Origin of the sequence: Vibrio sp. AH4 (genome assembly GCF_030710545.1) — a bacterium.
Lineage (GTDB): Bacteria > Pseudomonadota > Gammaproteobacteria > Enterobacterales > Vibrionaceae > Vibrio > Vibrio metoecus.
Genome location: NZ_JALAIV010000001.1, coordinates 1,458,304 through 1,469,475, shown reverse-complemented (window position 1 = coordinate 1,469,475; position 11,172 = coordinate 1,458,304). Strand labels below are relative to the sequence as shown.

The following is an 11,172-nucleotide window of genomic DNA, read 5'->3' as shown; positions in this document are numbered from 1 at the left end:
TAACATTGTGTATATTGTTGGCAATTAATGAAGGGAAGTAAGATGCCAGAAATTAAACAACTTTTTGAGAACAACTCAAAATGGTCTGAGTCGATCAAAGCCGAAAGTCCGGAATACTTTGCCAAGCTAGCCAAAGGGCAAAATCCGGATTTTTTATGGATAGGATGCGCTGACAGTCGAGTTCCTGCTGAACGCTTAACGGGCCTGTATTCCGGTGAACTGTTTGTGCACCGCAATGTGGCGAATCAGGTGATCCATACCGACCTTAACTGTTTATCGGTGGTCCAGTACGCAGTGGATGTGTTGCAAGTCAAACACATCATTGTCTGTGGTCACTATGGATGTGGTGGTGTGACCGCAGCCATCGATAATCCACAGCTCGGCTTAATCAATAACTGGTTACTGCATATTCGCGATTACTACCTTAAACATCGTGAATATCTCGATAAGATGCCGGCCGAAGACCGCTCCGATAAGCTGGCTGAAATCAATGTCGCCGAGCAAGTATACAACTTAGCCAACTCAACGATACTGCAAAACGCATGGGAACGCGGGCAAGCGGTAGAAGTGCACGGTTTTGTTTACGGGATAGAAGATGGTCGATTGGAATATCTCGGCGTACGCTGCGCTTCAAGAGCCGCCGTTGAAGATAACTATCACAAAGCGTTAGAGATGATCCTCAATCCTGAACATCGTTTGCTGTGTCGCTAGTGTTTTCTACTGCTAGGTAAGAATGACAACGCCCACGTAACCGTGGGCGTTTTTATAAACTAAATTTTTAGCCGTGGCATTACATTTATTCAGCCAAAGGAACCACTTTGCCAATATAAGGTAAATGACGGTATTTCTGCGCGTAATCGATACCAACACCCACCACGAATTCATCTGGAATTTCAAAACCTACCCAGTTCACTTCAACATCAACTTCACGACGAGTCGGTTTATCGAGCAAAGTACAAATACGGATCGATTTCGGCTCACGCAACGCCAAGATCTCTTTCACTTTATTGAGCGTATTGCCCGTATCGATGATGTCTTCCACCAAGAGTACATCTTTGCCTTTGATGTCGTCGTCCAGATCTTTCAGGATGCGTACATCACGTGAACTTTCCATGCTATTGCCGTAGCTAGAAGCCGTCATAAAATCGACTTGATGAGTCAGATGAATTTGACGAGCGAGATCGGCCATAAAAACAAAGGAACCACGCAACAATCCAACCAAAACCAAATCGTCACTACCTTGATAATGCTCTGTGATCTGTTGACCTAATTCGTGGATGCGCTTGGCGACTTCTTGCTCAGAAATCATGACTTCAACTGTGTGTTTCATACCATTCTCGTTGTGTTAGGCGATGCCAGCATCGCTGACCTTGGTGGCGCGTATAGTATCACCTCACTCAAATCCTGTTAATCGTTTCCCTGCGCATCCCCTCACTGTTATACGCTTACTCAATAAAAAGAATTGAAACGACAAATAATTAACATAATTGAGCATTTTTTCACCCAACAAAGATTGACCTCTCTGATATGCACCATTACACTCATAGGGCTTTTAGTAGCAAATAACAAAATAATCATTAGAGCAAAATGCTCAATCAACTCAATTGGCAAGGATATACCCCTATGGACGCATCAATCGAAAAACGCCCTCGAACTCGGCTGTCGCCACAAAAACGTAAACTACAACTGATGGAAATCGCATTAGAAGTGTTTGCAAAGCGTGGTATAGGCCGCGGTGGTCACGCAGACATCGCAGAGATTGCGCAAGTCTCAGTAGCAACGGTGTTTAACTACTTTCCAACTCGCGAAGACTTAGTCGACGATGTACTGAATTTTGTGGTTCGCCAATATTCCAACTTCCTCACCGATCACATCGACCTGGACTTGGATGTTAAAAGCAACCTACAAACATTGTGCAAAGAGATGGTCAAACTGACCATGAACGACTGCCATTGGCTAAAAGTATGGTTTGAATGGAGCGCATCGACTCGTGATGAGGTATGGCCGTTGTTTGTTTCGACGAACCGTACTAATCAGCTACTGATCAAAAACATGTTCATCAAAGCCATGGAGCGTGGTGAGTTGTGTGAAAAACATGATGTAGACAATATGGCGAGCTTGTTCCACGGCATCTTCTACTCCATCTTCTTGCAAGTAAACCGCTTAGGTGATCAGGAAGCCGTGTATAAATTGGTCGATAGCTATCTCAATATGTTGTGTATCTACAAAAACTAGTTTTTGTCATATCCAACAAGACTTAGGGCGCCTCAAGCGCCCTTTTTATTTTGGTTTAAATCAATCCAGCGAATTATTTATTCCCCCAGATTGTCCAAACCCCATTTATACAATGCATTCTTTTTCAGTTGGTGAATTTCGGCCACTAAAGCCGCTGCTTTCTTCAATGGCAACTCTTTGGTCAAAATCGTTAAAGTACGTAAGGCATCATCAGGTAAAGCCTGTTCTCCTGCGTCACGATAACCATGCACAAGCAGCACCATCTCACCTTTTTTGCGATTATCATCTTCAGCGATCCATTCGATAAGCTCTGCTAAAGGCATACCTTGAATGGTTTCAAACGTTTTGGTCAGTTCGCGTGCCAACACCACCTCACGCTCCCCGCCAAGCACTTCGAGCATATCTTGCAGTGACTCGCAGATTCGATGTGGTGATTCATAAAAAATGCACGTACGCGCTACTTTCGCAATGTCGAGCAACTTATCTTTACGTGCTTTGCTTTTCGCGGGTAAGAAGCCTTCGAAACTGAAACTATCGGATGGCAAGCCAGATGCGCTCAGCGCAGTGATCACCGCACATGGACCAGGAAGTGGCACAACTTTAACCCCCGCTTGACGACATTGGGTGACTAAATGATAACCTGGGTCGCTGATCAGCGGTGTGCCTGCATCTGACACCAAAGCAATCGACAACCCGGACAGCAGTTTATCCACCAACACTTGCGCTTTTTGCTGTTCATTGTGGTCATGTAATGCAAAGGTTTTGGTAGAGATGTTAAAGTGAGCTAACAATTTACCAGTATGGCGTGTATCTTCTGCGGCAATCAGATCCACACTGGCTAACACGTCTAGGGCTCGTTGTGTGATGTCACCCAGATTACCAATCGGGGTTGGGACAATATAAAGAGTTGGAGCACCATTTGGCACGGTTTTATTATCTGTCATTTGTTTACCATCACATCAACGATTAATATAGAGACAATTTTACACGGACTAACGAAAGAACTCATGGCTATGAACCACCATCAGCGACGCAGTGTACCACGCTTACTCACTCCGATTGCATTATCAATCGTTTTATCGGCCTGTTCGACTCAACCTTCGTCACCGGATGTGGTCGATATTACCGCTCAACCGCTGTTAACAGCCCAAACTTACTTGATGCGCGCCGATGCCAGTCAGGGCTCTCAGCAAAATGACTGGTTGATCATGGCGCTGAAAGCCGCCATTGAAGAAAACAGCACGGATCAAGCCCAGTTATTGATTATGCGTCTTGCCAAGCAACCCCTCACACCAACACAGCAGGCACAATGGCAATTATTGCGAGCTCAATTGCTGGTCAATACCGAGCAGTATCAAGAAGCTCTCGATCAACTGAGCTTCCAAGCGAATTGGTCATTGCCACAGGTTCAATGGCAACAATACCACCAATTGCGCGCTGATATATTTACCGCGCTGGATCGTTCTTTTGACTCAACGCGTGAACTGATTGCGCTCTATGGCATGTCATCGAATAAAGAACAAGAAGCTTTAGCCGATCAAATTTGGGCCAATTTAAACCATTACTCTGCTAGCAAAATTATCAAACTTTCTGCAGAGCCAGATGAAGCTCAGTTGGATGGTTGGTTACAACTCGCGGTATATATGAAAACGCTAGGCAGTAATCTGCCACAATTGAAAAATACATTAGAAAAATGGTTAGCCGAGAACCCACAACACCCAGCCGCAATTTATACACCTAAAGCCATCTCAGATATTCTTGCGCTTGAGATCGTCAAACCAACCCACACCGCGCTACTACTGCCTTTAACGGGAAAGTTTGCAAAACAGGCTCAATTTATTCGTGATGGTTTTGTTTTTGCCATGATGAACGATGCCGATCGTCAACCAGAAGCCACACTGACGATTATTGATACCAACGCAGAAACACTGGAATCGGTGGATGCCATTCTCACCAGTAAGCAAATTGACTTTGTCGTGGGGCCGCTGATCAAAAGTAATATCGAAAAACTACAGCAGTTCCAACAAAACCGCGGTCAGACAATTCCCACTCTCGCGCTTAACATCCCAGATCAAATTGATACTGCGGCCGGGACTTGCTACCTAGCTTTGTCACCAGAGCAAGAAGTCGCTCAAGCGGCCAAGCATCTGTTTAGTCAGGGATATCGTTATCCACTGCTCCTTGCACCACAGAACAGCTATGGTGAACGAGTGGTCGAAGCCTTTAATGAAGAGTGGCGTCGCTACAGTAAAAACAAAGTGGCGGTAAACCTGTTTGGTGATAAACGCCAATTACAGCGCAACATCAATTCCATTTTTGGCCTACAAGATAGCCAACAAAATATCGCTCAAATGGAATCACTACTTGGGATGAGCATGGAAAGCCAACCTCGTAGCCGCCGTGATATTGATGCAGTCTATATCGTAGCCAACAGTGCTGAGCTAACCTTGATCAAGCCCTTCATTGAAGTGGCGATTAACCCAGATACACGCCCACCAAAGCTGTTCTCAAACTCCAACAGTAATACTGGTGGTCGCCAATACGAAGATTTGTCCGGCGTGACTTACAGCGATATTCCATTGTTGGTTCATCCAGCCCCAAGCATCAAAGAACAACTGACTCAAATCTGGCCAGAAAGCTCCAATGCAGAGCGACGCTTGCAAGCACTAGGGATGGATGCCTACCAGCTAATGGTGGAACTTCCACAAATGAAAATCGTCGAAGGTTACACGGTTGATGGGCAAACGGGCGTGTTAAGTATTGATGAACAATGTGTGGTTCAGCGTGAAATCAGCTGGGCAGAGCATGGGGTTCGTTAACTCTCGGCAACAAGGCCATCATTACGAACAGATGGCGGCGGAGTATCTCCGCCGTCACGGCCTTAAGCTCATAGCTCAAAATATCAATTATCGCTTTGGCGAATTAGATTTAGTGATGAGTGATGGAACGGCTCTAGTGTTTGTTGAGGTACGTTACCGAGCTAACGTTCATCACGGCCATGCTGCTGAAACCATCACCCCAAGCAAACAAGCGCGCTTGATCAAAGCAGCAAATTGTTGGATGCTCGCCAATAAAATTAATAGTCATAGTGCAGATTTTCGTTTTGATGTGATTGCCATTCACCAACAAGGGCAACATATCGAATGGTTGAAAAACGCAATTACTGAAGGATAAATGATGCTCGATAGCATTAAAGACAGTTTTACCGAAAGCATTCAAATACAGATCGCGGCTGCAGAAGCCCTGCCGGATGCGATCATGCATGCGGCACAAGCTATGGTTGCCAGTCTACTCAATGGCCACAAAATTCTCTGTTGTGGTAACGGTGGCTCGTCCGTCAATGCGCAACAATTTGTCTCTTGTCTTCTTAATCGCTTTGAAACCGAACGTCCTAGTTTGCCGGGTATGGCACTTACTGCAGATAATACGACATTAACCGCAGTAGCCAATGACTATCACTACCAAGAAATTTTTTCTAAACAGGTGCGTGCTTTTGGCCAACCTGGCGATATCCTACTCGCCATTTCGACGAGTGGTAATAGTAAAAACATCATCAAAGCCATGGAAGCGGCAGTAACTCGGGATATGACCATTATTGCTCTTACTGGCAAAGATGGCGGCGAGATGGCAGGTTTACTCGGCGAAAATGATGTAGAAATCCGTATTCCATCACATCGCACCGCTCGCATCCATGAAGTTCACATGGTGACACTGCACTGCCTATGTGATTTGATTGACCAAGTGTTATTCCCAGCTCATGAAGAGTGATTATGAAAAGCATTAAACGACTTATTCTTTCCGTTCTACTCGTGAACCTTACAGGCTGTGCAGGGTTATTCATTGCCGGTGCAGCAACAACAGCGACAATTGTTACGGATCCCCGCAGTACCCAAGAGATCTGGCAAGATAACAATGTCGAGTTAGAAGTTGCCGGACTCGCGAACAAAGAGCCGTACCGCAAAGATACTCGTATTTCTGCTGTTGCCTACCGAGGCACGGTAGTATTACTAGGGCAGTCACGTAGTGATGCGATTCTTGACCAGTTCATTGCTCAAGCCCGTCAGGTAAAAGGGGTCAAAGAGTTACACAATCAAGTACAGATCAAAGCACCACTGTCTGTAGGAGAAATCAGTAACGATAGTTGGATAACGACGAAGGTCAAATCGGCGCTCCTCACAAAAGCTGAGTTAAACGGCATTAAAGTGAAAGTGGTCACAGAAGATCGTGTGGTTTATCTCTTTGGCTACGTGTCGCCTGAACATGCCGATATGGCGATTGATGTTGCAAGAAATATCATTGGTGTCAAACAAGTCGTCAAGGCCTTTGAATACGCCCAGTAAGCAAAAAATGACATGATGAAAGAAAATAGAAAAGGCAGCGATAAACGCTGCCTTTTTAGTATTTAGAATCTACTTACTTCACAACACGCAAACTTGGTCGACCTTTGGGTCTAGGTGCATCCTCAAAAGGCTCATCACCTAAATCACTTTCCAGCTCAACAAGGGAATCTTCGGAATCCAACTCTTCCTCAAGCTCCATCGTTTCAAGGTAAGCAGGTTCAGGCTCGAACATAGTACCAGCACCATTTTCACGCGCATAAATAGCTTGTACTGCGTAAATCGGTACGATCACTAAGTGAGGACGGCCACCAAAACGGGCATTGAAAGTAACTTCCTCATTGCCTAGCTCTAAATGTCCGACCGCACGCGGAGCTACATTAAGAATGATTTGACCATCTTGAACGTATTCAAGTGGCACCTTCACACCAGGTAATGTGGCATCCACCACTAAGTGCGGCGTAAGTTCGTTTTCCAGTAGCCAATCATAAAATGCTCTTAGCAAATAGGGTCGGCGTGGTGTCATTTGACCAATATCCATTCCGGCATCCATTAGCGAGCCAGACGCATCTCGCGTTCAGCTTCCGTCAGAGAAGCAAGGAATGAATCACGTTCGAATACACGGTTCATATAGACTTTCAGTTCTTTAGAACCAGGACCAATCAAGTCAATACCAAGAACAGGTAAACGCCACAGTAGTGGAGCTAAATAACAGTCGATCAAGCTGAATTCTTCACTCATGAAGTATTCATACTCAGCAAACACAGGTCCAAGAGTCAGCAAATCGTTACGTAATTTATTACGCGCATTCTCTGCCACTTCAGGGGAACCATTAACGACCTTCTCAGCCAACGAGTACCAGTTTCTCTCAATACGGTAGATCATCAAACGGCTGTTACCACGAGCGACTGGGTAAACAGGCATAAGTGGCGGATGAGGGAAACGCTCATCCAAATATTCCATGATGATCTTTGAGTCATACAGAGCAAGCTCACGATCAACTAGAGTAGGAACTGTTTTATAAGGATTCAGCTCAATCAATTCCGCAGGAAGGTTGTTCTCATCAACCAACTCAACTTCAAAACTGACGCCTTTTTCAGCTAGCACAATGCGAACCTGATGGCTATACATGTCAGATGCACTTGAAAACAGAGTCATCACAGAACGTTTGTTGGCAGCTACAGCCATGGAGCCCTCCAGTACAGATGCGGGTATAAAAAATCAATGGAGGCTAAAGCCTCCACTGATGAGTTAACAATCGGGAATTAGCGCAGCATAATAGCACAATTAGTGCACATCACGCCAATACTCTTTCTTCAGTGCTACAACGACAATGGTAAATATCACCAAAAATGCCATAGCCCACCAACCTAAACTTTGACGCTCAAGTTTCATTGGTTCCCCCGAGTATTGTAGGAAGTTCACCAAATCACGTACCGCTTGGTTATATTCCCCTTCACTCAGCTCACCATTACCACGAGATTTTACGCCAACAACATGTTGAACTTCGTTACCATCCACCATCTGTGTTTCAATGATCGGGTCAGGTGTGCCTTGCAATTCTTCCAATACATGTGGCATACCAACACTCGGAAATACGATGTTGTTGACACCAAATGGACGAGAAGGATCCGCATAGAAAGAGCGCAGATAAGTGTATAACCAATCCGTGCCTCGTACTCGAGCGACTAAGGTCAAATCAGGCGGTGGCGCCCCAAACCACTTTGCTGCGGACTTATCAGGAATTGCATTTTCCATCAATTCACCAATTTTGGTTGCAGGATTAAAAATGAGGTTTTCCTTCATTAAATCAGCTGGAATACCGAGATCGTTCGCCACTCGCTCATAACGTTGATATTGCGTTGAGTGGCAACCAAAACAGTAGTTCATAAACAGTTTGGCACCATTTTGTAGTGATGCTTTATCCGTTAAATCGTTATTCGCTTTGTCTAAATGTACGTTTGCACCTGCTGCCATCACCAGCGATGGCAACATAGCAAACAAAATTACAATCCATTTTTTCATTTGTACGTCACCCTTGTTGGTAATGGCTTGGTTGCTTCATTTTTGCTGTAAATAAATAGCAATACAAAGAACATGAAGTAACCCAAACTAAAAATTCTAGCCAGTAAGGTATATGTTGGAGTTGCAGGTAAAGCACCTAGCACACCCAACGCAATGAAACATACAGTGAATTGCGCAATATTGAGCAAATGAAGCTTACTACGATAACGGTAAGAGCGAACTTTACAGCGATCTAGCCAAGGCAATAGGAATAACACCACTATCGATGCACCCATTGCGATAACGCCAAGTAACTTGTCAGGAACTGCACGCAAAATGGCATAAAAAGGTGTGAAATACCAAACCGGTGCAATGTGCGGCGGCGTTTTTAATGGGTTAGCAGCCTCAAAGTTGGGCGGCTCAAGGAAGTATCCACCCATTTCTGGGTTAAAAAACAGCACATAGCAGAACAAGAACAAGAATCCTGCAACACCAATCAAGTCTTTCACCGTTCCATAAGGATGGAAAGGAATAGAGTCAATGATGTCGTACTTCTTGGTGTAATACTCATGAAACTTAAACTGTGTCTGGTAATCATCACCCATTGAACCTTTTGGCAACTTAGTTTCAATACCATCAGGGTTATTCGAGCCGACCTCATGCAGAGCCAAAATGTGTAAAACAATCAGCAGCAATAGCACGATAGGTAAAGCAATCACGTGCAGAGCAAAGAAGCGGTTCAATGTCGCACCAGAGATAACGTAGTCACCGCGGATCCACAGAGTTAAATCATCCCCAATGACAGGAATCGCACCAAACAGCGAAATGATAACCTGAGCGCCCCAGTAAGACATTTGTCCCCAAGGCAACAAGTAGCCCATAAAGGCTTCAGCCATCAGCACGAGGAAAATCAACATGCCGAAAATCCAAAGTAACTCACGAGGTTTCTGATATGAGCCATAGATCAAACCACGGAACATATGCAGATACACCACAATGAAGAATGCCGAAGCACCGGTGGAGTGCATATAACGCAATAACCAACCATACTCCACATCACGCATGATGTATTCAACAGACGCAAAGGCACCTTCACCTGAAGGCACATAGTTCATGGTCAACCAAACCCCAGTAAGAAGTTGGTTAACCAACACCAGCATCGCAAGCGAGCCAAACAAATACCAAAAGTTGAAATTTTTTGGCATTGGGTACTCAGAAAGGTGTTTTTTATACGCATTCATTGCCGGTAGGCGTTTTTCTACCCAATCAAGTAGCGCTTGCATTATGCCTCCCCAGTCTCATCAAGACCGATGACAATTTTTGTGTCAGTCAGATACATGTGTTTTGGAATAACCAAGTTAAGCGGTGCGGGTACACCTTGGAATACACGACCAGCCATATCAAACTTAGAGCCATGACATGGACAGAAGAAACCAGATTTCACCCCTTGAACTTGCTCACTGAAAGAGTCAGGAAGATAAGTTGGAGAGCACCCAAGGTGAGTACAGATACCGACAGCAATAAAATATTCAGGTTTAATAGAACGGTAGCCATTTTGTGCATAGTTAGGCTGTTGTTCTTCTTGCGAACTTGGATCGCGAAGTTGATTATCGTGATCCTTAAGGCTATCCACTACCAACTGTGCTCGGCGTACAACCCATACAGGCTTACCACGCCATTCCACACGTACCATCTGCCCTTCTTCGAGTTTGCTAACATCAACTTCGACGGGGGCACCGGCAGCTTTAGCCTTAGCACTTGGATTCCATGATTTAATAAAAGGTACGGCGACCGCGACAGCTCCTAATCCCCCCACAACAGCCGTTGTGGCGGTAAGAAATCGTCTGCGACCTTGGTTTAGAGGCGCATTACTCATCCAGACATTCTCCCATTTGCTCCTTATGGATCCTGCTTATTCCGTTTAAAGAGCAAGGCTAACAAACACGAGTTTATTTTGTATTTATTTGATAGCAAATGATAAATAAAACCCTACTTTTTGACAAGATAAAGCTACCTTTCTGTAACATTTGTCAATTCAAATCGCTTGCGGCATCACAAAAGGAACAACTTATTTATAGAGTATAACGAGGAGAATAGCGTAAAGCTTTTAGGGAAGATTTTAGAATGTAAAAAACCCGGCTGAGTAGCCGGGTTTTTGAACCACATCCAGTAACACTGGAGCGCATTTTTCCAAAAAGGAAAATTAACGCTTAGAGAACTGTGGACGACGACGTGCTTTACGTAGACCCACTTTCTTACGTTCAACGCGACGAGCGTCACGAGTAACGTAGCCAGCAGCACGTAGAACAGGACGTAGAGACTCATCGTATTCCATCAGAGCGCGAGTGATACCGTGACGGATAGCACCTGCTTGACCAGAAATACCACCACCTTTAACAGTGATGTACAGATCCAGTTTTTCTACCATGTCTACCAGTTCAAGAGGTTGTTTAACAACCATGCAAGAAGTTGGACGACCGAAGTACTCTTCAAGGCTACGCTTGTTGATTACGATGTTGCCGCTGCCTGGTTTAATAAAAACACGAGCAGCTGAGCTTTTGCGACGGCCAGTGCCGTAGTATTGATTCTCTGCCAT

Annotated in this window: 14 protein-coding genes; 6 read left to right on the top strand and 8 right to left on the bottom strand. The window is 44.8% G+C overall.

What is annotated here, in order from left to right; all coding sequences use genetic code 11:
* Positions 1-42: 42 nt before the first annotated feature.
* Positions 43-711, top strand: a complete 669-nt coding sequence (gene can / locus MKA69_RS07040; protein WP_001114114.1) for a carbonate dehydratase — start codon at positions 43-45, stop codon at positions 709-711.
* Positions 712-796: 85 nt separating this feature from the next.
* Here the strand turns inward: can and hpt are convergent, their stop codons facing one another.
* Entirely contained in the window at positions 797-1,330 is a 534-nt protein-coding gene (hpt, locus tag MKA69_RS07035) for a hypoxanthine phosphoribosyltransferase (protein ID WP_000683344.1), read from the bottom strand.
* Between the two features lie 293 nt (positions 1,331-1,623).
* Here hpt and hapR point away from each other — a divergent pair, with 293 nt between their 5' ends.
* Positions 1,624-2,235, top strand: coding sequence for a quorum-sensing master transcriptional regulator HapR (hapR, locus tag MKA69_RS07030; protein WP_000340092.1), 612 nt, complete (start codon positions 1,624-1,626; stop codon positions 2,233-2,235).
* A gap of 77 nt (positions 2,236-2,312) precedes the next feature.
* Here hapR and rsmI read toward each other — a convergent pair whose 3' ends face one another.
* The gene (gene rsmI, locus MKA69_RS07025; RefSeq protein WP_055033952.1) at positions 2,313-3,179 is read right to left on the bottom strand and encodes a 16S rRNA (cytidine(1402)-2'-O)-methyltransferase; all 867 of its coding nucleotides are present in this window, start codon (positions 3,177-3,179) and stop codon (positions 2,313-2,315) included.
* Between the two features lie 69 nt (positions 3,180-3,248).
* On the opposite strand from rsmI, the gene MKA69_RS07020 reads away from it, so the two are divergent.
* The 4 genes from MKA69_RS07020 to MKA69_RS07005 are packed head-to-tail and all read left to right on the top strand — an operon-like array spanning position 3,249 to position 6,575.
* Positions 3,249-5,054: a penicillin-binding protein activator gene (locus MKA69_RS07020; RefSeq protein WP_001015485.1), complete on the top strand. Its 1,806-nt coding sequence runs from the start codon at positions 3,249-3,251 to the stop codon at positions 5,052-5,054.
* The gene (locus tag MKA69_RS07015; RefSeq protein WP_000508147.1) at positions 5,041-5,409 is read left to right on the top strand and encodes a YraN family protein; all 369 of its coding nucleotides are present in this window, start codon (positions 5,041-5,043) and stop codon (positions 5,407-5,409) included. The genes MKA69_RS07020 and MKA69_RS07015 overlap by 14 nt, the downstream gene beginning before the upstream one ends.
* Positions 5,410-5,412: 3 nt before the next feature.
* On the top strand, positions 5,413-6,003 hold the full coding sequence (locus MKA69_RS07010) for a phosphoheptose isomerase (RefSeq protein ID WP_000887295.1): 591 nt from the start codon (positions 5,413-5,415) through the stop codon (positions 6,001-6,003).
* A gap of 2 nt (positions 6,004-6,005) precedes the next feature.
* The gene (locus MKA69_RS07005; protein ID WP_000835997.1) at positions 6,006-6,575 is read left to right on the top strand and encodes a BON domain-containing protein; all 570 of its coding nucleotides are present in this window, start codon (positions 6,006-6,008) and stop codon (positions 6,573-6,575) included.
* A 73-nt stretch (positions 6,576-6,648) separates the two neighbouring features.
* On the opposite strand, the gene sspB is transcribed toward MKA69_RS07005, so the two are convergent.
* The 6 genes from sspB to rpsI form a co-directional block, all read right to left on the bottom strand.
* Positions 6,649-7,113, bottom strand: coding sequence for a ClpXP protease specificity-enhancing factor (gene sspB / locus MKA69_RS07000; RefSeq protein WP_304572183.1), 465 nt, complete (start codon positions 7,111-7,113; stop codon positions 6,649-6,651).
* Positions 7,114-7,124: 11 nt separating this feature from the next.
* Positions 7,125-7,760, bottom strand: coding sequence for a stringent starvation protein SspA (gene sspA, locus MKA69_RS06995; protein ID WP_000257305.1), 636 nt, complete (start codon positions 7,758-7,760; stop codon positions 7,125-7,127).
* A 99-nt stretch (positions 7,761-7,859) separates the two neighbouring features.
* The gene (locus MKA69_RS06990) at positions 7,860-8,597 is read right to left on the bottom strand and encodes a cytochrome c1 (RefSeq protein WP_000758869.1); all 738 of its coding nucleotides are present in this window, start codon (positions 8,595-8,597) and stop codon (positions 7,860-7,862) included.
* Entirely contained in the window at positions 8,594-9,859 is a 1,266-nt protein-coding gene (locus MKA69_RS06985; RefSeq protein ID WP_001148357.1) for a cytochrome bc complex cytochrome b subunit, read from the bottom strand. Before MKA69_RS06985 ends, MKA69_RS06990 begins: the two co-directional genes overlap by 4 nt.
* On the bottom strand, positions 9,859-10,452 hold the full coding sequence (gene petA, locus MKA69_RS06980; RefSeq protein ID WP_305847745.1) for a ubiquinol-cytochrome c reductase iron-sulfur subunit: 594 nt from the start codon (positions 10,450-10,452) through the stop codon (positions 9,859-9,861). Before petA ends, MKA69_RS06985 begins: the two co-directional genes overlap by 1 nt.
* A gap of 327 nt (positions 10,453-10,779) precedes the next feature.
* Positions 10,780-11,172, bottom strand: coding sequence for a 30S ribosomal protein S9 (gene rpsI / locus MKA69_RS06975; RefSeq protein ID WP_000829823.1), 393 nt, complete (start codon positions 11,170-11,172; stop codon positions 10,780-10,782).

What these genes read in the sequence shown, in the direction of transcription:
- sspB (WP_304572183.1), bottom strand. Translation starts at nt 7,113, where the DNA reads ATGGATATTGGTCAAATGACACCACGCCGACCCTATTTGCTAAGAGCA.
- MKA69_RS07005 (WP_000835997.1), top strand. Translation starts at nt 6,006, where the DNA reads ATGAAAAGCATTAAACGACTTATTCTTTCCGTTCTACTCGTGAACCTT.
- sspA (WP_000257305.1), bottom strand. Translation starts at nt 7,760, where the DNA reads ATGGCTGTAGCTGCCAACAAACGTTCTGTGATGACTCTGTTTTCAAGT.
- rsmI (WP_055033952.1), bottom strand. Translation starts at nt 3,179, where the DNA reads ATGACAGATAATAAAACCGTGCCAAATGGTGCTCCAACTCTTTATATT.
- MKA69_RS06985 (WP_001148357.1), bottom strand. Translation starts at nt 9,859, where the DNA reads ATGCAAGCGCTACTTGATTGGGTAGAAAAACGCCTACCGGCAATGAAT.
- hpt (WP_000683344.1), bottom strand. Translation starts at nt 1,330, where the DNA reads ATGAAACACACAGTTGAAGTCATGATTTCTGAGCAAGAAGTCGCCAAG.
- MKA69_RS07010 (WP_000887295.1), top strand. Translation starts at nt 5,413, where the DNA reads ATGCTCGATAGCATTAAAGACAGTTTTACCGAAAGCATTCAAATACAG.
- can (WP_001114114.1), top strand. Translation starts at nt 43, where the DNA reads ATGCCAGAAATTAAACAACTTTTTGAGAACAACTCAAAATGGTCTGAG.
- MKA69_RS06990 (WP_000758869.1), bottom strand. Translation starts at nt 8,597, where the DNA reads ATGAAAAAATGGATTGTAATTTTGTTTGCTATGTTGCCATCGCTGGTG.
- petA (WP_305847745.1), bottom strand. Translation starts at nt 10,452, where the DNA reads ATGAGTAATGCGCCTCTAAACCAAGGTCGCAGACGATTTCTTACCGCC.
- MKA69_RS07020 (WP_001015485.1), top strand. Translation starts at nt 3,249, where the DNA reads ATGAACCACCATCAGCGACGCAGTGTACCACGCTTACTCACTCCGATT.
- hapR (WP_000340092.1), top strand. Translation starts at nt 1,624, where the DNA reads ATGGACGCATCAATCGAAAAACGCCCTCGAACTCGGCTGTCGCCACAA.
- MKA69_RS07015 (WP_000508147.1), top strand. Translation starts at nt 5,041, where the DNA reads ATGGGGTTCGTTAACTCTCGGCAACAAGGCCATCATTACGAACAGATG.
- rpsI (WP_000829823.1), bottom strand. Translation starts at nt 11,172, where the DNA reads ATGGCAGAGAATCAATACTACGGCACTGGCCGTCGCAAAAGCTCAGCT.